This window comes from Parvularcula lutaonensis, from assembly GCF_014651915.1.
Classification (GTDB): domain Bacteria; phylum Pseudomonadota; class Alphaproteobacteria; order Caulobacterales; family Parvularculaceae; genus Parvularcula; species Parvularcula lutaonensis.
The window spans coordinates 1-22,720 of the sequence record NZ_BMXU01000003.1; the positions used below are offsets into that span (position 1 = coordinate 1).

The 22,720-nt window shown below is 62.9% G+C and carries 18 protein-coding genes and 1 riboswitch; of the genes, 7 read left to right on the forward strand and 11 right to left on the reverse strand.

The annotated features are described in order from the left end of the window. Positions 1-356: 356 nt before the first annotated feature. Together IE053_RS13630 and IE053_RS13635 are read left to right on the forward strand one after the other, a co-directional pair. The gene (locus IE053_RS13630; protein ID WP_189577047.1) at positions 357-854 is read left to right on the forward strand and encodes a hypothetical protein; all 498 of its coding nucleotides are present in this window, start codon (positions 357-359) and stop codon (positions 852-854) included. 107 nt (positions 855-961) lie between these two features. Then, positions 962-1,786 (forward strand): IS5 family transposase, encoded by an 825-nt coding sequence (locus IE053_RS13635; RefSeq protein WP_189577162.1) that lies wholly within the window; start codon positions 962-964, stop codon positions 1,784-1,786. 281 nt (positions 1,787-2,067) lie between these two features. Here IE053_RS13635 and IE053_RS13640 read toward each other — a convergent pair whose 3' ends face one another. Beyond that, positions 2,068-2,658, reverse strand: a complete 591-nt coding sequence (locus tag IE053_RS13640) for an NAD(P)H-dependent oxidoreductase (RefSeq protein WP_229786248.1) — start codon at positions 2,656-2,658, stop codon at positions 2,068-2,070. Next, positions 2,651-3,199, reverse strand: a complete 549-nt coding sequence (locus IE053_RS13645; RefSeq protein WP_229786249.1) for a c-type cytochrome — start codon at positions 3,197-3,199, stop codon at positions 2,651-2,653. The genes IE053_RS13640 and IE053_RS13645 overlap by 8 nt, the downstream gene beginning before the upstream one ends. 128 nt (positions 3,200-3,327) lie before the next feature. On the opposite strand from IE053_RS13645, the gene IE053_RS13650 reads away from it, so the two are divergent. Next, entirely contained in the window at positions 3,328-5,175 is a 1,848-nt protein-coding gene (locus tag IE053_RS13650) for a PHA/PHB synthase family protein (RefSeq protein ID WP_229786250.1), read from the forward strand. Between the two features lie 74 nt (positions 5,176-5,249). Here IE053_RS13650 and IE053_RS13655 read toward each other — a convergent pair whose 3' ends face one another. The 5 genes from IE053_RS13655 to IE053_RS13675 form a co-directional block, all read right to left on the reverse strand. Continuing rightward, positions 5,250-6,164, reverse strand: a complete 915-nt coding sequence (locus tag IE053_RS13655) for a ribose-phosphate diphosphokinase (protein ID WP_189577053.1) — start codon at positions 6,162-6,164, stop codon at positions 5,250-5,252. Then, positions 6,161-7,675, reverse strand: coding sequence for a thymidine phosphorylase family protein (locus tag IE053_RS13660; RefSeq protein ID WP_189577055.1), 1,515 nt, complete (start codon positions 7,673-7,675; stop codon positions 6,161-6,163). Before IE053_RS13660 ends, IE053_RS13655 begins: the two co-directional genes overlap by 4 nt. Then, positions 7,672-9,030 (reverse strand): MBL fold metallo-hydrolase, encoded by a 1,359-nt coding sequence (locus IE053_RS13665; protein ID WP_189577165.1) that lies wholly within the window; start codon positions 9,028-9,030, stop codon positions 7,672-7,674. The genes IE053_RS13660 and IE053_RS13665 overlap by 4 nt, the downstream gene beginning before the upstream one ends. 185 nt (positions 9,031-9,215) lie before the next feature. Further along, a complete protein-coding gene (locus IE053_RS13670) occupies positions 9,216-10,838 on the reverse strand; it encodes an FAD-dependent oxidoreductase (RefSeq protein ID WP_189577057.1) in 1,623 nt (540 codons plus the stop codon). A 184-nt stretch (positions 10,839-11,022) separates the two neighbouring features. Next, a complete protein-coding gene (locus tag IE053_RS13675; protein ID WP_189577059.1) occupies positions 11,023-11,937 on the reverse strand; it encodes an aldose epimerase family protein in 915 nt (304 codons plus the stop codon). A 49-nt stretch (positions 11,938-11,986) separates the two neighbouring features. Next, positions 11,987-12,175: riboswitch (cobalamin riboswitch) on the forward strand. A gap of 146 nt (positions 12,176-12,321) precedes the next feature. Between IE053_RS13675 and IE053_RS13680 the strand changes: the two genes are divergently transcribed. From IE053_RS13680 to IE053_RS13695, 4 genes are read left to right on the forward strand one after another with little or no spacing between them, the layout of a single operon-like run. Beyond that, the gene (locus IE053_RS13680) at positions 12,322-14,151 is read left to right on the forward strand and encodes a TonB-dependent receptor plug domain-containing protein (protein WP_189577061.1); all 1,830 of its coding nucleotides are present in this window, start codon (positions 12,322-12,324) and stop codon (positions 14,149-14,151) included. Beyond that, entirely contained in the window at positions 14,148-14,954 is an 807-nt protein-coding gene (locus tag IE053_RS13685) for an ABC transporter substrate-binding protein (protein WP_189577063.1), read from the forward strand. Before IE053_RS13680 ends, IE053_RS13685 begins: the two co-directional genes overlap by 4 nt. Further along, the gene (locus tag IE053_RS13690; protein ID WP_229786254.1) at positions 14,951-15,937 is read left to right on the forward strand and encodes a FecCD family ABC transporter permease; all 987 of its coding nucleotides are present in this window, start codon (positions 14,951-14,953) and stop codon (positions 15,935-15,937) included. Before IE053_RS13685 ends, IE053_RS13690 begins: the two co-directional genes overlap by 4 nt. After that, entirely contained in the window at positions 15,937-16,686 is a 750-nt protein-coding gene (locus IE053_RS13695) for an ABC transporter ATP-binding protein (RefSeq protein ID WP_229786255.1), read from the forward strand. Before IE053_RS13690 ends, IE053_RS13695 begins: the two co-directional genes overlap by 1 nt. On the opposite strand, the gene IE053_RS13700 is transcribed toward IE053_RS13695, so the two are convergent. From IE053_RS13700 to IE053_RS13715, 4 genes are all read right to left on the reverse strand, one after another. Next, positions 16,678-18,687 (reverse strand): hypothetical protein, encoded by a 2,010-nt coding sequence (locus IE053_RS13700; RefSeq protein ID WP_189577065.1) that lies wholly within the window; start codon positions 18,685-18,687, stop codon positions 16,678-16,680. The genes IE053_RS13695 and IE053_RS13700 overlap by 9 nt on opposite strands. Continuing rightward, positions 18,688-19,470 (reverse strand): hypothetical protein, encoded by a 783-nt coding sequence (locus tag IE053_RS13705; RefSeq protein ID WP_189577067.1) that lies wholly within the window; start codon positions 19,468-19,470, stop codon positions 18,688-18,690. It lies immediately after the preceding gene. 189 nt (positions 19,471-19,659) lie between these two features. Further along, the gene (locus tag IE053_RS13710) at positions 19,660-20,139 is read right to left on the reverse strand and encodes a hypothetical protein (protein WP_189577068.1); all 480 of its coding nucleotides are present in this window, start codon (positions 20,137-20,139) and stop codon (positions 19,660-19,662) included. Next, complete coding sequence (locus IE053_RS13715) at positions 20,126-22,591, reverse strand: M1 family metallopeptidase (RefSeq protein ID WP_189577171.1); 2,466 nt, start codon at positions 22,589-22,591, stop codon at positions 20,126-20,128. Before IE053_RS13715 ends, IE053_RS13710 begins: the two co-directional genes overlap by 14 nt. Positions 22,592-22,720 lie beyond the last annotated feature (129 nt).

Genomic DNA, 22,720 nt, shown 5'->3' on the forward strand with positions numbered 1-22,720 from the left:
CTGATCTGGCCTCCACCATGTGAAGGTTCCGGCCAGATCAGCCTTCCATCGGGAGCAACGCCGTGGTTACATAAAGGGTGGCTGCGCCATCGGGGTCTCGTCAGTTCTTCGGGCGATCCACCTGGGGGAGGGGTTCCGGCAGACGAGGTCTTCAACCATGAATTGGGGCACGTAGCATTGGACTTGGGTATGATCCCACCGACGCACCAAACCAGGACTCCAAATGGTATGAGGACGCTTGCCACAAGACCAGGCAACGATGAGAGTACATCCATCGCTGTCGGAAACCGCTATCGGTTGATGAAAGGGCGGTCGTATTATCGGGTGTCACACAGTCCACAAGGGAAGGCAGGCCAATGATTTTCCCGGTGGAGTTTGCTGTAATCGTCGTCGGTACCCACTTGCTTGCCCACGGCGCTCCGACTTGCGGAACAGGGTTCGGTGAACAGATCGATGACATACGTTCGAGTGCCGAATACGTCGCACTCTTTCGTGTCACAGACGCACGCCCGGCGGAAGATGAGGAGCAGTTCGGTACTGTGTCTCTCTCGCTAGTTCGTGCTGTCTCGGGGCGACCGCCGGAGACAATTACAGCTCAAGGAAACGGCACCGAGATCATCCCTCCAGAATACCTCGATCTCGATTATCGACACCGACAGATTGTCGAGAGCGGTTATGCAAATGCCGGTCTATCCGTGATCGTTAATGGCGAACCATGCTTCGCCACACCCGCCGATGGCTTTGTTCCTGGCTACTCGTATCTTGTCTTCGGAAATGTCGCCTCCAAGATCTCTTTCGAACCTGTGGTGAGCGACGTAGACCCATTGGTCCTCTATCTCCTCAAAGAGAAATGATATCGGCTTCCTGGTACCCCCACCCCCTTAGAGCCTGATCCAAAAGTAGCTGGGTGATTTCAACGACTTATGATTCTCTTTGTTTGCTTAGAACACGGAGGATCACGATGCCCTGGAATGAAACCACCCGAAGAAAGTATGCGCGCAAGTCGGCGCGCTATGCAAGCGACCTCACGGACGCGGAATGGGCTTTGATTGAGCCGGACATGCCGCTGCCGAACAAGATGGGTCGGCCGCGCAAATGGCCCATGCGGGAGATCATGAACGCGCTTTTGTATATCGCCTCAACGGGTTGCCAGTGGCGGTTCCTTCCGAAGGATTTCCCGCCCTTTTCGACGGTGCAGAAGTATTTCTACTGGTGGCGCGACGCGAGACTGCTTGAAAGGCTCAATCATCGGCTGCTGCTCGGCCATCGCGAAGCGCAGGGCAAATGCCCGCAACCAACCGCGGGCGTGATCGACAGCCAGAGCGTGAAAACGACGGAAAGCGGCGGCATGACGGGCTTTGATGCAGGCAAGAAGGTCAAGGGTCACAAACGCCATATCCTGACCGACACGGAAGGGTTTTTGGTGACGGCGCTGGTGCACGCCGCCGACATTCAGGATCGCGACGGCGCGCCCGCCGTTCTCGCCGAAGCGCGCGACAGGTTTCCGTGGCTGCGTCACGTCTTCGCCGATGGCGGTTATGCGGGACAAGAACTGCGCCGTTCCCTGACAAAAATCGGAAGCTGGACCGTCGAAATCATCAAGCGGTCCCATACCGCAAAGGGTTTCGAAATCCTGCCCAGACGATGGGTCGTCGAGCGCACTTTCGCATCGCTCGGAAGGTCTCGCCGCCTCGCCAAAGACTGGGAACGAGACTGGACATCCGCCATCGCATGGCTCTTCATCGCCCACATCCGTATCGCAATACGACGTATGGCAAGAGCCTGATAAATCACGAGGACTTATGATTCAGGCTCTTAGCCGCTCGAACTGCGCCTCCGTCAGCCAGAACAGATTGTCCGCCATCGCTAGTCTCCCTTCGGAGACCGTGAATCACGAACTGCTTCACACCGCTAGACGGTTTATGGGTCCGGAGCCTAGCTATCCGGTGACACTCTTACTTGGCAGCTACACAGGTGGAAGCGCACAATTTATCTTGTCGAAAGTTTTGGCCTTCAATGCGAGATCGGGGTTTCATGGTGCCTTTGGTCTCAAGCACCGATATTCCTTCAAGCCGCTTTCGCGCCCAGCTTGTCGATACGGCGCAGCCAGCGTTCACGGTACTCCGATCCTCCCGCCTCGACTCTACCGATCAGGGTGCTGCGGATCGGCTTGAAGCCGCAAAGGCCGAGAAGGCTTCGCTCGAGGTTCTTGAGACCATGCGCACGGAATATGAACCGGTAAGCAGCGGCGGGCATTCCCATCGTCATGATGATGCGCGCTGACTTGCCCTTCATCAGCTGCTTGGGAAATGAGGTTGGATCACTCATATCCAGAGCGAAACCAGGCCGAAAAGTCTGCTCGATGAGGGCTTTCGTGTAGGCGGGCAGCGTGCCCATCCACATCGGAAAAACGATGACGAAGTGTTCGCCCTCGGAGATCGCGGCCTGCAGCGGGCGCACCGATTCCGGCGGCTCTCCGCTTTCGAATTCCTCCGTGTTGTGAAGAAAGGGAACATCCAGGCTCGCGCCGTCGAAAAACGAGATGCCGTGCCCCGCTTTGACCGCGGCATCGCGGTAGCGCTCGGCAAGAGCCCGGCAGTAACTCCGATTGCGGCTCGGATGCCCAAGCAGGAGCGTGATGCGCTTCGGCTCAACCACCGCCTGACCTCCTCGAGAACTCGAGCCACTCCTCGTCCTGGTAGCGGTCCTCGAGGTCGTCATCGATGTAGAACTGGTCGAGGAAATATTCCCTGATGTCCTCCGGCACCTCGTCTTCGGTCAGCGCTTCTTGCGCCTTTGGGTCATTCGCGAAGGCGGCGAGGTCGCGAAGCTCCGCACCCGTGATGTCGATCTGATAGCCGATCCATGCGTCCTGGAGCTTCAGCATCACCGGCGCGCCAGCCCACATCCGTGCGGCAAATTCCATCTCGTCGACAGGTGCCATTGTCGGCATTCGGTCCAATGGCGGGCCAGCACGACCGCCAATGCCGCGAATGGCATGGCAAGCGATACAGCCTTTGGTGATGAAGAGCGCGCGCCCATGCTCGGGGTCACCACCGGGCGCCGGAGACACCGTTTCCTCCTTCGCCGGATCGGTTCGAGGCCCCTCCCCGGCACCGAGGAAGCCGCCGGCGCTTGCCAATACGGCAAAGGCACCGATGAGAGCGATCGGAACGATCAGAAAACCGAGAGCACGCACAGGGATCCCCTTGTTTGCTCCTCTCACGTTTCTCATGGTGGCGGCGCAGCGGCTTTGCGCTGCCGCAAAGCCCGTGGGCCGAACCTAAGCTGGAGGGTCGGCATCTGAGCAATCGAGCGGAGCCAAACATGGACGGAAGCTTGCCCGTGACTGTCCCGGCGGAGACTGTGCAGCGCCAGTCGACGACCCCCCTATGGATGGACTTCGGACCGTCCACCGGCGGTTCAGGGTTCCTCCACGAGCTTAGCCACGAGCTTCCCGACTATCTTGACCGCAGCGTGCACGCAGCCGTCGCGAAGGCGACGGGCGGTGTCTCTCCGCTATCGATCGCGGGCAGCTTCCTTGATTGGGGGGCTCACTTTTGGTTCTCACCGGGCAAACAGATGCACATCGCGTTCAAGGGCTGGGACAAGCTTCGGCGCTTGACGTCCTACAGCTTTCGCCTCGCCGGCGACCTCGAAAACGAACCGTGCATCGAGCCATTGGTGCAGGACCGGCGCTTCCGGGCCGAGAGCTGGAAGAGCTTCCCCTTCAACCTCATCCATCAGCAGTTCCTGCTCACGCAACAGTTCTGGCACAACGTCTTCACGGGGGTGCCTGGGGTCCAGCCCAAGCATGAAGCCCTCGCCGACTTCACGGCACGGCAGTTCCTCGACACCGTGGCCCCGAGCAATTTCTTCTTCACAAACCCGGAAGTCCTTGAGCGGACGATCGAGGAGCGGGGGGCAAACCTCGCAAGAGGAGCAGCATATTTTGTCGACGACATGCTCCGCCGCTATTCCGGTCGCCCGCCTGCGGGACATGAAGCCTACAAAGTCGGGCGGGACCTTGCGGCGACACCTGGGAAAGTGGTCTTCAGGAATCGCCTGATCGAACTCATTCAGTACACGCCGACGACTTCTGAAGTGAAAGCCCCGCCGGTCCTGATCCTGCCGGCCTGGATCATGAAGTACTATATTCTCGATTTGTCGGAAACGAACTCGCTCGTTCGTTATCTCGTCGATGCAGGCCACACCGTTTTCATCGTCTCCTGGCGCAATCCGACTGCAGAGGACCGTGACCTCAGCTTTGAAGACTATCTCGACCTCGGCGCGTTCGCGGCGGTCGACGCAGTGAAAGTCGCCGTCCCCGACGAACAGGTCCATCTCGTCGGGTACTGCCTCGGAGGGACCTCTGCCGCAATCGCGGCAGCGACGATGGCACGGGACGGAAACGACGCCATCCGCAGCCTGACAATGCTCGCTGCACAGGTTGATTTCAGCCAGGCCGGAGAGCTGGCCCTGTTCATCAGCGATAGCCAGCTTGCCTTTCTCGAAGACCTGATGTGGGATCAGGGATATCTCGCCGCGGAACAGATGGCCGGGGCGTTCCAGGTGCTCCGCTCGAACGACCTCATATGGTCCCGGTCGCTGCGCAGCTACTGGCTTGGAGAACGACGTCCTCCGAATGACCTGATGGTCTGGAATGCCGATGGAACCCGCATGCCCTACCGAATGCATAGCGAGTACCTGCGCAAGCTGTACCTCAACAACGACCTTGCCCACGGACGGTTCGAGGTCCATGGCCGTCCCGTTTCCATTGGCGATATCAATGTTCCTGTCTTCGCGGTCGGCACGACGCGCGACCATGTGGCGCCTTGGAAGTCTGTGTACAAACTTCACCTCTTATCGGACACGGATCTGACCTTCGTGCTGACTGACGGGGGCCACAATGGCGGGATCATCAGCGAGCCTGGTCATCCGGGCCGATCTTTCAAATCTGCATTTACGGCCTCTGATGCAGCATACCGAAGCCCGGAGCAGTGGCTGGAGGAAGCGAAGGACCACCCCGGTTCCTGGTGGCCGAAGTGGGAGGCGTGGCTCTCGAGCTTCACCGACCGCACCGAACCGGCACGGACACCGCATTTGATCGACGTCCCAGCCAACGAACTGGCCGCATGCGTGGACGCTCCGGGTACCTACGTTTTCCAGAAATAGACCGACTCCCTGCTTGACCGACCTGGCGGGATCATCGGCCGCCCGACATCGAAACGCGGTTGGCAGTCCAACGGCTAGCGGAGCGCAGGATTTTCCGGCGCGCTTCCGAGCATGCGGGCCACACCCGCCGCGAGGATTGGTGCAACGTCGATAGCGGCATTCGGATTGATGACGGTGTTGGTCGTCACGACCCTTTGCGCACCGGCCTTGACGATGGTCGAAGCCGCGTCCTCGGCGAAGATTCCGTGTACCGCTATAGAAACAGGCGCCACGCTCCCTGCGGAAAGCAGGGCACGAACAGTCTCGGCCGTTGTGTGTCCTGAGGATATGATATCATCAACGATCACGGGTGTGTGGTTGCTGAGATCCACTTGGGAGTCCGTCACGATCTCGACCTCCCTGTCGCCCCTGCGGCGCTTTTGGAAGAGAAGCCGCGGGGCGCCGAGATATTCCGCAAGGGGGTCGATCCACTGCGCACTCTCCACGTCCGGACCGACGATCAGGGGGTGTTTGACATTGTCTCGCACCCACGATGCCAAGGCCGGCACCGCACTCTCCGCAGTCGAGGGGATGGAGTAGACTTCCGAAAGGTCCCTATACCGATGGAGATGGGGGTCGATCGTGGCGAGCCACGAAAACGCCCCGGAGATCAGCCTTGCGAAGGACAGCGAGGTCACCGCCTCTCCGTCTTTGAATGCCTTGTCCTGCCGCAGATAGGGAAGATACGGCACCGCCAGACCGACGGAAACAGCACCCTGGGCCTTCGCAGCATCTGCCGCCATCAGCAGTGGCAGGGTCTTGTCGTTGGGATGGTCGAGATAAGCAATGAATACGGCGTGCGCGCCTTTCAGGCTGTCGCGGAAGCGGAGATAGCTCTCCCCGTCCGGAAACTGGCGGAGTTCGAGCGTGCCGTTCTCCCCTGCGATCGCTTTCCTGACAGCATCAGCGAACGGCTCTGATCCGAAGAAGGAGTAAACTCTTTTGGTCATGGTGTCGTGAGCATGAAGATATCAGGCTCCCCCAACAGGAAGGCGATGGCATAGTCGAGCTCGCCGGGCGTCTCGGCATGGAGGGTGAGCAGGGGCTCACCCATCGTAACCGGGTCACCAATGCGCTTGTGGATCTCGGCACCCGCCGCAGGAGCACCAGGAGCACCGGCGAGCTTGGCCACGCGTGCCAGCTTCCGGCAGTCAATCGCAGCGACCAGCCCGTCTGTCGAGGCCGTCACCGCACGGGTATGCGGAGCAACCGGGGGTTCTCGCAGGCCGCCCTGCGCTTCGGCGATTCGGAGGAATTTCTTCCAGGCCCGCCCGTCATCAAGCACTTCGCGGGCGGTCTTTGTGCCTTTCCCGGCCTCGACTGCGCCAGCGAGCTCGAGGACGGCCCCGGCCAGAGTGACCGCGCGGTCACGGAGGTCTTGCGGCGCATCCGGCTCGCCTCTCAGGACAGCCACGACATCCCTCGCCTCCAGCGCAGGCCCTACCCCACGCCCGACGGGCTGACGTCCGTCAGTCTTGATGATCCGTGTGCGAACGCCGAAGGCCTGCGCAACACTCGCGAGGCTTGTTGCAAGCGAGGCCGCCGCCTTCTCGGACCGGACCTTCACGCTTGGACCCACGGGGATGTCGATCACGACATGCGTCGAACCGGCGGCGATCTTCTTGGACAGGACCGACGCCACCATCGGCCCCTGAGCGTCAAAGTCGAGAGCCCTCGAGACCCTGATGAGGATGTCGTCGGAGGGCGCAAGATGCACGCTTCCGCCCCAGACGATGCACCCGCCCTCACGCTCGACGACACGCCGCATCGCCGTCAGGGACAGGTTCACGGGTGCCAGCGTCTCCATCACGTCCGCCGTGCCCGCTGGGGAGGTGATCCCACGGGACGACGTCTTCGGCATGGTCAACCCGAAGGCAGCGACGATCGATACGATGATGGGCGTTGTCCTGTTACCGGGAAGCCCTCCGACGCAGTGCTTGTCGACAATGGGCGCCTGGTTCCAATGGAGCCGGTCACCCGTTTCGACCATCGCGCGTGTCAGCGCGATCATCTCCGGCTCGTCCAGAGGCGTTGCAGAGCAGTCCGTCAGGAACGCCGCAAGGTGAATATCCGAGTACTGCTGGGCGACAACATCGGCGATCACTTCCCGCGCGCCCTCGTCATCAATCCGTCCACCGAACACCCTGCGCCGCACGATGCTGAATGAAGCAAGGGGCGGGGCGTGCGTGACAGTGACGACATCTCCCTGCTCGAGGCCAAGCTGTTGCCAAGCGGCCTCCGAGAGGCCGGCTTCGTCGCTTTCGAGGATGTCGGAAATCACATGGAAGAGCGTCGCGGTGACAGAACGCCCCTTGTGATGGATCTCGACCTGCGCGCGCGCATCGAAGCCCTCGGAGCGGCAGACGCCACAATCAGACCTCAGAAAGACGAAGGCCGCGCCGGGAGCGACCACGCCCAAACGCCGGGCGCGCAGAGCGGATAAAGATTGACCGCCCTTCATGAGCCGAGCTGGTGCACACTGTTATGCTCGGGCACGGTGCAAGCCCAGCCGAGTTCCTCCTGTATCCGTAGGCGAAGTGCATCGGATGCATTCGGCTCACCATGGGTGATGAAGGTCTGGCGGGGAGGGCTATCGAACATCTTCAGCCAGCCGATGATTTCGTCCACATCTGCGTGGGCCGATAGCATCCGGAGGTTCGCAACCTCCGCCGCCACCGAGAAATACTCTCCGTGGATCTTGATACGCCGCTCGCCGCTGGTCAGTCTCGCGCCTCTTGTGCCCCCTGCCTGGAAGCCGGCGAAGAGAATCGTGTTTCGCGAGTCCTCGATAAAGCTCTTGAGATGATGCAGAACCCTGCCTCCAGTCGCCATGCCACTTGCGGAAATGATGATCTTCGGCGCGCGGTTCCGGTCGAGAGCCTTGGATCCATCCGTACTGCGAACATACTTGACGGAACCGAAGGCCGCCCGGCAGTCCTCCGGCGAGAGCTTGTGGTCCCGTGGATGAGCAAGGAAAATCTCCGTCGCGTCGACAGCCATCGGGCTATCGAGATACACGGGAAGATCAGGAATTCGGTTCGCAGCCTTCAACCGGTGCAGGTGATAGAGAAGCGTCTGCGTCCGGCCCACGGCGAAGGCCGGGATAATCACGGTCCCATCCCGGCGACTGGTCCGCGTTATGATGTCTTCCAGCACGTCTTCGGGGTCTGTTTGATCGTGCGTTCGGTCTCCATAAGTCGACTCGACGACGAGGAAATCCGTAGACGCTATATCCTCCGGATCATGCATCGTCAGGCTGTTCGGCCGGCCGATGTCACCAGAGAAGAGAACCTTCCGGCCCTCGGACAGGATTTCGATAGAAGCTGCGCCGAGGATATGGCCGGCCCGACGGAAGGTAATCCGTATGCCCTCGATCTCGAAAGCCTTGCCGAACTCCTTCGGGCGCAGTCTTTTCAGCGCCCTCTCCGCGTCCTTCAAGGTGTAGAGCGGCTTGGCCGGGCGGTGCTTCCCGATGCCATGGCGGTTCAGGAAATCGGCTTCACGCTCCTGGAGAAATCCGGAATCCGGCAGCAAGATCCGGCACAGATCGGCCGTTGCGGACGTGCAATACACTTTGCCCGAAAAGCCGTTGCGGACGAGCAGGGGCAAGTACCCGGAGTGATCGATATGGGCGTGCGTGAGCACCACGGCGTCAATATCCGAAGGCGAGACTGGCAGAGACGCCCAGTTCCGCAGGCGAAGCTGCTTGTATCCTTGGAACAGACCGCAATCGACGAGTATTCTGCGCCCATGCGCGTGAAGCAGGAATTTCGAGCCCGTCACGGTCCCGACGCCGCCAAGGAATTCCAGTCGCAAGCCCATTTCTGGCGGTTCTCCGAGATTGGTGTCCTCAGCGCAACTTAGCAGCCACACCCGGTCCGTATTTGCGTTGGCTCAGTAAGACAGCTCTCAGCACGGGCCCTCGAGCAGCGCTGAGCGGGTCGAGAATGGGGCATCCATCTCCCCCCGTTCCGGGCCAGCCGCCCGGGCTACGGCGCTTCTCACCCATGCACGTGGTTCCACACATGACTGATGACGACCGAGCCCTCGCCGACCGCCGAGGCCACCCGCTTGACCGAGCCTGACCGGACGTCACCGACAGCGTAGATACCCGGTGCTGATGTGGCGTAGGCTGAAGGACAATGCTCGGACTGTCCCGTCCTGACGAAGCCTTTCTCGTCCTTCTCCACGCACTCGCCCAGCCAATCGGTGCGCGGCGCGGCACCAACCATGACGAAGAGGGCCGGGGTCTCGATGCGGTGCTCTTTTCCCTGAATCTTGTTCCGTATCGTGATCGCCTCAAGACAGTCTTTGCCGTGAAGCTCCGTGCACTCGGTTTCGTAGTGGACCGTGATCCTGGGATCCTGCTCGAGCCTGCTCGAGAGATAGGCGGACATGGATTGGGCGAGCTCGTTTCCGCGCACCAGCACATGAACGTGCCTGGCCGAGCGGGAGAGATACATGGCCGCTTGCCCTGCCGAATTGCCGCCGCCGATGATGACGGCCTCTGCGCCCTGGCAGTAGCGGGCCTCCATATCGGTCGCGGCGTAGTAGACGCCTTCGCCCTCGAACTCTTCGAGCTTGTCCAGTGGCAGCCGGCGATACTGGACACCGGTTGCAATCACCACGGAGCGTGTACGGACTTCTTCGCCGTCCTCGAGCCCGATGCAGTAGCCCTTTCGGCCTTCGCCCAGCGGCCTGATCGCGGCGACCCGGCGCGGCATGACGAAGCGTGTGCCGAGGCGCATGGCCTGGATCTCCCCGCGGAAACAGAGGTCGGCGCCGGAAATGCCGGTGGGAAAGCCCATATAGTTCTCGATCCGGCTCGACGTTCCGGCCTGCCCGCCGATCACCTGGTCTTCGATCACGAGAGCAGACAGGCCCTCCGCACCCGCATAAACCGCAGCGGCAATGCCTGCCGGTCCCCCGCCGACCACGACCACGTCGAAATCGTCTTCGCCCGCCAGGGGCAGGTCGAGGCCGACAAAGCGCGCAAGCCCCCGCGGAGTGGGATTCTCGATGACCTTGTCCTTGCCGAAAATCAGCGCCGGCTCATTCGTTTCGAGACTCGCTCGCCTGAGGGCAGCGTCCGCCTCCCGACTTCCCAGGGCGTGGCGCCTGACGGGAATCTTGTTGCGCGAGGCGAAGCTCGCCACCCGCCGGAGCCCGCCATCCTCTTCATCGCCGATGATCGTGATGGCAGAGTTCTGGTCCTCGAAGGTCCGCCTGCGGCGTGCGGCGAAAACAGTGACGATGATGTCGCTCATCTCCGGCACGCGCGCCATGAGGTCGAGCATGTCCTTGCGTGGAACCACCGTACACCGCGTATCCACCACCGCTCGCATCGGCATGTGCCAGGTGCCGCCGTTCAGAAAACTGATCTCGCCGAGATATTGCGTCGGCCCGATCGTCGCCTCCACAGCCTTGCCGCCGGTGCGCATGTCGACGACCTCGATCTCGCCTTCCTCGCAGAAGATGAACTCGTCCATCGGCTGCCCCGGCTCGACGACCATCTCGCCCGCAGCGTAGCGCCGCTCCTCCCCGAGTTCGCGCAGCATGGCGACATGCGCATCGTCCAGGGGAGTTCGCTTCATCTGGCGGAGGTCTTGGGCAAGGGATTCCATCGTGCTCTCCAGTCAGGCCATGGGGACTTAGGGTGCTCGCCGCCTCCCCGCCACGCTTCGCGCTGCTCAAGCCTGGGGAAGGACGCGCGGATCGGGCGCGCGATCGCGGGCGAGCCGTTGAAACCATTGCCGGAGCGCGCCTCGTGCCCCGATGGCAAAAGGCATGTATCGTCAAGGAGGTCCGCTAACGCCAGTCAAAGCTGTACCGGATCGCTCGCCTGTAGACCCCTCCGGGACGGAGGATCGTGTCGCCGAGGGTCGCATGGTTGGGCGCATCGGGCGGGCTCTGCGGCTCGATCGCAATCCCGGCATAGGGCGCGTTGGGTCCGCTCAGCCCCTGTCCTGTGTAGACCTGCACGGCCGGAGCGTCGGAGGTGATGACAAGGCTCCGGCCCGAGCCCTCGTGCGCGAGGCGTGCCCTGACGCCCCCCGGTGTCATGTAGCAGTGGTCAAAGCCCTGAAAAGCGTCGAGCAGTCCGATCCGCTCGCCAAGCACGGGGCCATCCGACAGGTCGAGCGCGCCACCGACCAGCGGCATGATTTCTCCTGTCGGCACCTGCCTGCTATCGGTGGCCAACACGCCCTGCGCAGGCAACGTCAGGCGATGTCCGTGTACGGTTTCGTCGCCAAGCCGGAAATAAGGGTGATAGCTCAAGTTGACCGGGGTCGGCTGATCGGTCTCGGCCTCGAAGGAGACAAGCAGAGCGCGACCTTCAACGCGAACCGTCAGCAAGACCCTGAGATGGCCCGGATAGCCCTGGTCGCCATCCTCGCTCTCGAGGCGAAACACGGCGCGATCTCGGCTGTGGTCGAGGACATCCCATTCACGGCGGGCAAAGCCGCGAGGCCCGCCATGGAGCGCCACGTCGCCGCCGTCCGTTTCCGCGTCGAAACGCCTCCCGTCGAGGGTGAAGCCTCCATCGATCCTGTTGGCATAGCGCCCCAGCGCGGCGCCGATATAGGCCGGGTCCTCGCGGTCATCATCGCCGCCCGGAGGCGACAGTGCCGCCTGCCAGCCATCGCCCAGCTCCACAGACACGAGCCGCGCCCCGTAAGGGAGCAGCCCCGCTTTCAGCTCGTCATTGCTCAGTTCGATCATCCACCAGACCTAGCGCGGCAGCGAACAATTGACACGAGGTCGCATGGCGACGACACTATGCCCAGATGGTTCCAGCGTAATAGCTGGCGAAGAGGGAAGCCGGTGAAAATCCGGCGCTGTACCCGCAACTGTCATCCGTGAGCGGATGGTCATCATGCCACTGGGGTATCAGCCCTGGGAAGGCGACCTGACGCAGTGACCGGAGAGCCAGGAGACCTGCCATCGCGTCGTTCGCTCCCCGGTCCGGGAATAGGCCACGGGAACGGGAGAGCTTTCTCCTCCGAAACGGCATCGATTCCGGCCGCCAGCGGGCAGGGCTCCGCGACCGGGTATAGCCGCGTTCATCGCGCAGGGTTCAGGCGGGCCGTGCGCTGGAGAGAGACGATGAAGCGAAAGCTTCTCCTGGCAGTATCGCTCAGCCTGCTGAGCACCCCGGCCTTCGCGCATGACGCGGGGCAGGACCCCGACACCATCGTTGTCTATGGCAGCCGTCTTGACCAGACGCTTGCAGAGGCCGGAACGGCCGTCACCATTCTCACCCGCGAGGACCTCGAGCGTCAGGGCTACGCCTTTGCCATCGACGCCCTCGCCTCGGCACCCGGCGTGACGCTCAACCAGTCGGGCGGGCTCGGCGGTGCGGCGACCATCCGCATCCGCGGCGCGGCCAGTGACCAGACACTGGTCCTCATCGACGGCGTCCCGGTGGGGGATACCTCCGCACCCGGAGGAGGGTTCGATTTTGCCCGCCTCGATACCGACCAGACCGAGAGGATCGAAATCCTCCGTGGCCCACAGTCAACCCTATGGGGTTCAGAAGCCATCGGCGGTGTGGTTTCCATCACCACCCGCAGCCCCGAGCCCGGTGCGGGCGTTCTGAGCCAGGGCGCCGTCTTTGCCGAGGTCGGCAGCTTCGACAGCTACCGCGGCGGCGTGCGGGGCACCCTCGGCAACCAGCAGCATAACCTGCGGATCGGGATCACGTCCGTTGTCTCGGACGGCTTCTCCAAGGCCGATGAAGATGCTGGCAACACGGAGGATGACGGCTTTCGGTCGACGTCAGCCAGTCTCCGGCACCGCTCGGACTTCGGAGCGGCCCTTCTCGACACCGGGCTCTATGTCCAGACCGCGGAGACGGAGTTCGACAGCTTCGACTTCCTCGCCCCCGGTTTCGTCGCCGATGGGGACGAGCGTTCCGAGACCGACGAGCTGACCGGGCACGTCGCGCTGTCAACGCCCGAGGACAAGATCGTCAGCCACCGCCTCTTCGCAGGCTACAGCCAGATCGACCGCAGCAACTTCACGGGCGAGGTCCCTGCGTTCGATGCCCGTGGCGAGCGCAACATCCTGCGCTACCAGCTCACGGCCGATGCCCCTGACTGGCCCGTCGCCGTGACGCTCGGCGCGGAGCGCGATGGCCGCGAGGCCAATGACGAGGAGACCTCGATCGCATCGGGCTTCGCCCTCGCCGCGTTGAAACCCACTGCCGGCCTTACCCTGACCGGCGGTGTACGGATCGACGACCACGAACAGTTCGGCAGCGAAACCACGGGCCGCATCGCGGTGAGCTGGCAGGCGCACCCTGCTCTCACCCTGCGCGGCAATTGGGGTCAGGGCTTCAAAGCCCCAAGCCTGTTCCAGCAGACATTTTTCTGCTGTGGTGCGACAGCGGTGCCTGTAGGCCTCATGCCCGAGCGCTCCGAGGGCTTTGACATCGGTGCGCTCTATTTCCGCGAGGGTTTCAACCTCGAGATCGGCTATTTCGAACTCGACACGGACGATTTGATCGATTTCTCCTTCGCCCTCGGCGGCTACGATAACATCGCACGCGCCGAAACGAGAGGCATCGAAACTGCATGGTCCGTCAGCCTGCCGAGAAAGCTGGTGGCACGCGGCAGCTATACCTGGCTCGAGGCGGAGGACGGAGCCGGCAACGCCCTCGCCCGCCTGCCCGAGCATTCCGGCGATGCGAGCCTCAGCTATGAGGGGGAAACCTTCCGCGCGACGTTCATTCTGCGGCACAATGGCGAAGAGACCGACAGCTTCGGGACCGTCGACGCTTGGACCCGGCTCGACGCCAGCCTCAGCTATGATGTCTCCGAGAAGGCAGAGATCTACCTGCGCGCCGAGAACCTGACGGACACGGATTACCAGCAGGTCTTCGGCTACGGGACCGCAGGCGCTTCGGCGACGGTCGGGATCCGCCTCAGCCAATGATCCGGCGTGCGGCCCTTGTTCTCCTGGCCCTCGGGGCTTGTGGCGAGAGCGAAGGGCCGCCACTTGCCGCGGCACCGCAGCGGATCGTGAGTCTCGACCACTGCGCCGACATCCACGTCCTCGCTCTTGCCGAAACGGACGCGATCGCCGCCGTTTCGCCAGGAGCGGGCGAGGACTACACCTTCCTCAATGAGCGCGCCGCCGACATCCCTGTCGTCCGTCCGTCTGCAGAGGATGTGCTCCTTCTAAAGCCCGATCTCATCGTCCGGTCCTATGGCGGAGGCCCACGGGCGACCGAACTTTTCAGGCGCGCGGGTGTCCCGGTGGTCGAGCTTGGCTGGGCAGCAACGCTGGACGACGTGGCGGCGAACACGGAAAGGCTTGGCGCGGCCCTCGGCGCACCGGAGAAAGGTGCCGCGCTCGCAGCCGACCTCCGCCAGCAGATCGCACAGCCCGCCGAAGGCGCTGAGCAGGCGCTCTACGTCACCCCTTCAGGCGTGACGACCGGGCCGGGTTCGCTTGTCGACCAGGTCCTTTCCGCAGCGGGTCTCGAGAATTACGAAACCCGGCCGGGCTGGCACCCTCTGCCCCTCGAGCGCCTCGCCTATGAAAGCCCGGACCGGCTCGTGACCGGCTTTTTTGACAGCCGCGACCGCTTCGAGGGGCGTTGGGACAGCCTCCGCCATCCGGTCGCCCGGGACCTCATGGCCCTTCCGCGCACGGATGTGCCGGGCGCCCTCCTCGGCTGCGCGGCCTTCCCCCTTGGCGAAGCGATCCGGCTGATCCGGGAGGGCCGGGAATGAGCCGGGACCTGCGCCTTTCTCTCACTCTCCTCACGATGAGCTTGGCCGCGTTTTTTGCGGCCATTCTCCTGGGGCCGACGCCGCTCTCCCCGGTCCGTGCTCTCGCGGGACTGTTTGGCCAGGGGCCGAGCGGCGACAACACCGTCATCCAGCTCATCCGCGCACCCCGCGCCGTTGCTGCGTTCCTGACAGGGGGCAGCCTGGCTCTCGCCGGCGCGGCGCTACAGGGTCTTCTCCGCAATCCGCTGGCAGAACCCGGCGTTCTGGGCGTCACCGCCAGTTCCATCTTCGGCGCGACGCTCGTCATCTATTTCGGCGTCGCCAGTGCGGGGCCTGCCGTGCCCATCGCCGCGGTCGCAGGGGCCCTTGCGGCGACGGCGCTGATCTCCGTCGCCGCTATCCGCTTGCGGTCCGTCGCGACGCTCATTCTCTTCGGCATCGGCCTGTCGAGCTTCATTGGTGCACTGATGAGCCTCCTCCTCAGCCTCGCGCCCACGCCGTTCACGCTGATGGAGATGGTCAACTGGACCTTCGGCTCCGTCGCCAACCGCAGCTGGCAGGACATCGCTCTCGCGGCCCCCTTCATGGCGGCAGGTGGGGCGCTCGTCCTGCTCGCAAGACGCGGCTACACGGCGCTGACACTGGGCGAGGACGCGGCGGCGGCGGCAGGGCTCGACCTTCAGAAGCACCGCTTGCTGACAGTTCTCGGGACGGGCCTCCTCACTGGTGCCTCGGTTTCCCTGGCCGGCGGGATCGGTTTCGTCGGTATCGTTGCGCCGCATATTGTCCGGCCGCTCACCGGCCATGATCCGGGTGCCAGTCTTGCTCCGTCCTTCCTCGCAGGCGGCCTTCTCCTGACGCTCGCAGACATCGCGATCAGGCTTCTCCCCGGCACGGCAGAGCTACGGCTGGGCGTGCTCGCCGCGCTGATTGGCGCCCCCGTTTTCGTGCTCATCTCGCTCCGGCGAAGGGGTGGTCTCTGATGGCCCTCCGCATGAAGAACATAGCCGTGAGAAAGGCTGCGGCGGTGCTGGTCGAAGACGTCGACTTCACCGTCGATCCGGGTAGGCTCGTCGCCATTATCGGGCCGAACGGAGCAGGCAAGACATCGCTCCTGCGCGCTGGCATCGGCCTCGAGGACCACCGCGGTTCCGTGTCCGTCGACGGCGCCGATTGGGCCTCCCTGTCCCCGACCGAACGGGCGCGGAAGATCTCCTATCTTCCCCAGAAGCGTCCGCTGGCCTGGCCTCTGAAGGTCCGGGACATCGTCGCGCTGGGGCGCTTCGCCTACGGAGCAGCGCCCCGCTCTCTCGCCGGGACGGATGCGAGGGCCGTGGATGCGGCGATTGCCAGCTGCAGCCTCGAGCCTTTCGCCGACCGCGCCGCCGACACGCTTTCGGGGGGGGAAGAAGCCCGCCTGCACTGCGCGCGCGCATTTGCAGCCGAGACGCCCTACATCCTCGCCGACGAACCTGCGACATCCCTTGACCCCTACCACCAGCGACAGGTGATGAAGCTGTTCAAGGGGTACACGGAGAGAGGCGGGGGCGCTGCTGTCGTCCTTCATGACATGGGCCTTGCCGCGCACTATGCCGACGACCTGCTCGTTCTCAAGCAAGGCCGTGTGGTCGCTGAAGGTCCGACAGCATCGACACTGACAGCTGACCTCATCGAAGACGTCTATGGCGTAAAGGCAAGGGTGACGGATGACGGGGTCACGGTCCTACCCTAGCCCGTCACTACCCATCAACAGAGTCCGTGCGCGTTGCGTCTGCCGTTCGATCGATGCCGCAACCGCGGCTTCGACCTGCGCCAGGATGCTTTCCTTTGCCTTGTCGAAGGACTGGGCGAGTTGCTTCTCGACCCGGCCTTTCACCTGGGAGTCGAAGAGACGCTCGCGACCCGGCAGGCGATCGGGCAGCTTCCTTGCGAAGGACGGCACGTCGAGCCCAGCGATCCAGTTACGCGTGAACCGTCCGCCCACGGCAACAGCAGCCGCCAGCGTGCCGGAGAAGAACGGGATCCCGCCCATCGCCATGTCGATCGACACCGTGACGACGAAGGCCAGCGTGATGATCGCGGCTTGGATGATGGTCTCGAAGGGCAGGTCGATCGCCGCGGCATCGAAGCGGAAAAAATCCGGCTCGATCGCGCGGTCGAACTGCAACTGGATATCCCGCGAAATGTCATAGGCCTCGTGCAGGCGGTCGAGTTCCCTGTCGAGTTCGTGCTTGACCTCGTCGCGCCACCACTGATTGATCGTCTGCACAAAGAAGGAAGAACCTTCGTCGGAGACCAGCCATTCCTGGTAGCGCGCCTCGATCTCCCTGCGGACATCGTGGCCCGTCCGGAAGGCGCCGTCCTTCCATTTCTCCACGGTCGGCATGACGAAGCGATCATAGATGACCTCGGCAAGGCCGCGTGCGAGGAGTATCTTGAGCGCCTCGAACTCCTGGTCGATGAGCTGCGGCAGGCGCTCCTTCATCAGCTTTCGGGCTTCGCGGGCAAACTCTTCGACATTGTCCCGCTTGCGGCCCCAGCGGGCCAGCCCGCGGCTCACCATATGTGACGGCTCGGGGTCCATCAGCACACGGCCATCATTCCCGAAAACCCGCTCGGCAATCTCCCGCGTGAACGGCATCCGCGATGCGCCGCCAGCCAGCAGCACACGGCCATAGCTCGTCCCCCGTCGCTCGATCGCGTCGTTCAGCGCGCGCAGGCTTTCCTCGTAAATCTCTTCCCAGGATTTTGACTGCAGGAGCACGGGATCGAGATTCAGTTCCTTGGACGGATGAAGCTCGCGGTCGTAGGGGGCCTTACGGAATGCCTTCATGTCCTTGCCGGTAATGGCGATCTCGAGACTGCGCCGCCTCCCGCCGGTGAAGTAAGGCTGCAGCGGTGCGCCCGAGACAAGCTCGTCATCATCTTCCGGCGCGTCGATGAAATACTGCTCCTTGGTCCTTCGCGCATAGAAGAGCCAAAGATCCCTGTAGTGAGGATTGTGTTTGAGGAACTCCCGAGCCTTGGGCTCCCTCGCCAGAACCGCCTCCAGCACCTTTCGGTCGAAGAACGACGCTCCGAGATCGAGCCCCGCGTCGAGAAGCGGCGAGGCTTTCTGCTCCGGCGCGATCAGGGAGAAATCGAGAGTCGAGGAGCCGATGTCGATGACGAGGATATTTTCGCCCCGCGCCTCGGTGGTCAGGGGCGAATTGGGATTGTCGATAGCCTGCAGCAACGCCGCCCGGCTCTCGGGCACCACAGTGACCTCAGCGCCCTCCATCTCGGTTCCGGCGAGGCCCTCGACCAGGATCTCCCGGTACTGACGGATATCCTCCTCCGCTGACCAGCCAGAAGGGCAACCCACCGCGATAGCGGTCCCCGCCCAGCCCTCCGGGGGCAGCGGGTCAAAAGACGCCTCGGCCAGGCAGGTCGCGAAAAAGTCGCGGATGTCGTCCCTCGCTTCACCGAGATCCTTCGGCCGGGTCTTGAAGGCCGCGCGCAGGCGCGAGCTAGCCGCGTTCTCCGCCTTCGAAGCCTCGCGAATGGCCCGGCTGCCGATCACCAGTTCCTCACGCCCGTTCTTCTCGATACGGACAAGGGCCGTCGGCTGGATCGTCTGCCCCTGGATCTCGATATTGGCAGGCGCGGCGAAGCGCTCCTGACGGCCACCTGAGACGAGCGCGATCGCCGTATCGGCGTGGCCGAGGTCGAAGCCGAGATAATGGTTCTTCATTTAGCTCCGCCCCCTGACCTTCACGCCAAACACGATCTTGCCGGGATCGGTCCGATGCACCAATGCCGGCTTGAGCAGGATCTCTTCAGCTACCTCCGGGTCGATCATGACTTCGAAAAGGTCGTCACTCCCCTCACAGACGATCCGGTAACCCGCCCGTTCGATCAGCCTTTCGGCATTGGCGGCCAGCTCGTCGGCTTCGTCGGAGAGGCCCCTCACCATCACCGCATCCTGCAGGAAAGACAGCACGTCATCATCCGAAAGAGACGTCCCCTGCCTAGAGGGAGCTTCGAGGGCGAGCGGGGCCGTCATCGAGGAGAGGGTCCGCTCGGCTGCCGAGACCAGCCCTTCGAATTTCGCCGCCACCGCCTTCGGGGGCTCGCGACGTGGCTTTCCCCCGCCTCCGCGCCTTTGCCCGACCAGGGTCAGCACAGCGCCCACACCGCACGCCACAGCCAGCATGGTCGACTCGTCGGCCACCAGCGGCGCGCAGGCTGCGAGCAGCAGGCCGCCTCCATATTGGGCGAGGAGGCCCGGAACCTTGAGAAACCAGGCCGCGGCAGGGCGGCGCTCTTCGATGGGCACAGGCGGGAAGGACGCACCCAATGCCAGCGCCCGCTCGGCCACCTCGTAGATCTCCTCGAGCCGTTCAGCCGCAAAAGCGTTGGACCGCTTCTGGGCCTCGAGGAACAGCTCTTCGAGGTGCTCCTCCGCCTCGGCGCGGCTTTCCGCGCGGCTCAGCTCGGGGTGCTCCGAGAGGATGTCGTCCAATGGTCGGCGCATGGAACTCCAGCGATCTCCTTGGGCACCATATGTTGCGCGGCGCGCATTTGCGCCACCCCTCTTGCATCACGCAGGTGTCAGGGCTCCGTCTGCATCCCACAGAGTTCGGTAGTCCAAACAGGCCCGGCCGGCAGGGCTCTCCTCGCCGGCTTGGACGATGAGAAGCACCTCGGCCGGGTGTCACCGTCTCTAGTGGCGGTGACCCTTGAGCTCGCCACCCTGGGTGTAGACCGTGGTGACGGTTTCTCCCGAGCGCTCGTCATTGACCCGGTTGGTCCAGCTTTCATAGGCGGATGAAAGCACGGACGCATCGGTGATGACCGTTCCCGGCTTCGCGGTGAAAAAGAGGTACACGGCGTTCCCGTCCGTCTCGCCGCCGAAGTAGTCGAGCGTTCCGCCTTCGGTTACGACCTTGGCCTCCGCCTTGGCTGCCATCATGGCGAGAACCTTGGGGTCGCTGAGATCCACATCGACCGCGCGATCGAGGCCTAGCGCCTTCAGAACGTCGGCGGCGTGGAAACGGAAGGTGAAGGCCGCAACTTCCTCGCCACCGACTTCCGACGTGGCGATGGTGATATCGACCTCCGGCATCCGGTGCGCCGAGGCGATGCCGGGCGCCAGCAGGGCGATCAGCGCCAGCGCCTGGAGGAAACGCTTAGCGACCGCCATCGACAGGCTCCAGCGGGACCTCCGGTCCCTGCTCGTTTGCAGTCTCGCCCTTCTCGTCGCCGTCCAGCTCATAGAGGCTGTCCGCCATCTGATTGTTCGAGCTGCGCTTTGAACGATAGAGCTCGAAACGGCTCTTGTTCACGCGTTGGGGGAAGGTGTTGTTGCTTTCGTCCGCATCGGCGATCTGGTTCGCACGATCGATCTCCACCGAGACGATCTCCTTGTCGGTGACGAACATCTTCGAGAAACGCTCCGCGTTGTAACGCCAGATTTCGGCCGGCAGCATCATGTCCATTTCCGAACCATCGGCATAGGTGATGGTCAGCGGAATCGGCATGACCAGACCGCCGACATTTTCGAAATCGATGACATGCACCCACGGGTCACGCTCCATCATGCGGTCATAGAGCGCGCGCTCCTGCGGGTTCAGGCTCTCGAGGAAAGACTTGAACGCGTTGCGCTGCTTGTTGGTCGGTTCGAACTCGTCGTTCTCGTTATAGAAATCCGCAAGGCGTTCGCGGCGACGCTCGAGGCGCGTCGTCAGGCCCTCTTCGCGGTTGCGGATCTGGGTGATCGGTTCAGGCTCGCGGGCTTTCCGCTCCTCGCGTTTGTAGTCCGCCTCGACATCGGGGTCCTGGGTCGAGATCTTCAGGGTCTGAAGGCCGACGACAGCAAGATCGACATGGTCCGTCGTGTACCACCAGCCGCGCCAGAACCAGTCGAGGTCCTTGCCGGACACCTCCTCCATGGTGCGGAAGAAGTCCGCAGGCTGAGGACGCTTGAACTTCCAGCGGCGAGAATACTCGCGGAACGCCTCATCGAAGAGCTCGCGCCCCAGAATGGTCTCCCGCAGGATCACAAGGGCGGAGGCCGGCTTCGAATAGGCGTTGGGGCCGAACTGGATGATCGAGTCCGACTGGGTCATCACCGGGACCTGGTTCGAGCTGACCATGTAGTCCGTAATCACATCGAGCGGGTTCGGCTTGCCGCCGAGGATCGGGAAGTCTTCCTCCCACTCGTACTCGGCCACATATTCGAGGAAGGTGTTGATCCCCTCGTCCATCCACGTCCACTGGCGTTCGTCGGAGTTCACCGTCATCGGGAAATAGATATGGCCGATCTCGTGGATGATGACGCCGATCAGGCCGTATTTGATGTTCCGTGAATAGGTCACCTCGCCGTTCGGCGCATCCTTCGTGTTCGGACGATAACCGTTGAAGGTGATCATCGGGTATTCCATCCCGCCGCGCTCCCATGCGTTCACGGACTGGGCGGTGGGATAGGGATAGTTGAAGGCGAACTTGTTGTAGACTTCCATCGTGTGGATGACCGCCTCGGTCGAGTATGTCGACCAGATCGGCTCGGCTTCGTTGGGGTAGAAGCTCATCGCCATGACAAGCGGGTTTTCGTCATCGTCCTGACGGAAGCCCATCGCATCCCAGATGAACTTTCGCGAGGAGGCCCAGGCGAAGTCGCGGACATTCTCGGCCTTGAACTTCCAGGTCTTGGTCTTGTCGGTCCCCTCTTTCTCGTTCTCCTTCGCCTCTTCAGGTGTCACGATGAAGACAGGGTTCTCAGCGGTCTTCGCCCTTTCGAGGCGGCGGCGCTGCTGCCGGGTCAGGACCTGGCCGGGGTTCTGCAACACGCCGGTTGCGGAGACGATATGGTCCGCAGGCACCGTGATATCGACTTCGTAGTCGCCGAACTCGAGGGTGAACTCGCCACGACCGAGAAACGCCTTGTTGTGCCAGCCCTCATAGTCCGTGAACGCCGCCATGCGTGGGAACCACTGGGCGAGGAAGAAAATCGTGTCGTCGGTCGGCTCTTCTGCGTCGACAGGGAAGCTCTCATAGCCGCCGCGGCCGCCGACCACGCTTTCGTTGATGATATTGAACGACCAAGGGATCGTGAACTCTGTCTCCGCACCCGGAGCAAGCGGCTCGGGAAGGTCGATCCGCATCATCGTGTCGACGACGGTGTAGCTCAGCTCGTTGCCATCACCATCGGTGACGGTGCCGATCTTGAAGCCGTAGTCATTGTTTTCGAAGTTCTCGAGACGCGCAAGCGCACCGAAGTCCAGGCGCGGCGCGGAGTTCGAACCCGGACGGCGGCCCATGTCCGACATTCGCTCGGATGTCCGCGCCAGCGATCCATCGGCGAAGCGGTTCTGGTCCAAGGCCACCCAGAGATAGCGAAGCTCGTGCGGCGAGTTGTTCTTGTAGATGATGTCTTCTGACGCCTCGATGCGCTTGGCATCCTCGTCGAGCACGACGTTGATCTTGTAATCCGCCTGCTGCTGCCAGTAGGCGGGGCCCGGCTCGCCGGTCGCCGCGCGGTAGGCGTTCGGCGTCGGCAGCTTGTCGTCGAGCTGTTCGAAGGCCCTCGCCCCTGAACCCACGCCGGTGAAGGTCGGCCCGTTTTTCTGCGCCAGCGCGGGGCTGGCTGCAATCATGACAAGAGAGGCGATCGAGAAAACAATCCGCACGCGATTTTACCCTTCGAGAACGCGGCACGACAGTAACGTCTCACCCCGTTGAGTCCAGTGAAACGACCGTTTTAATATACCACCCCTAAAGAGCCG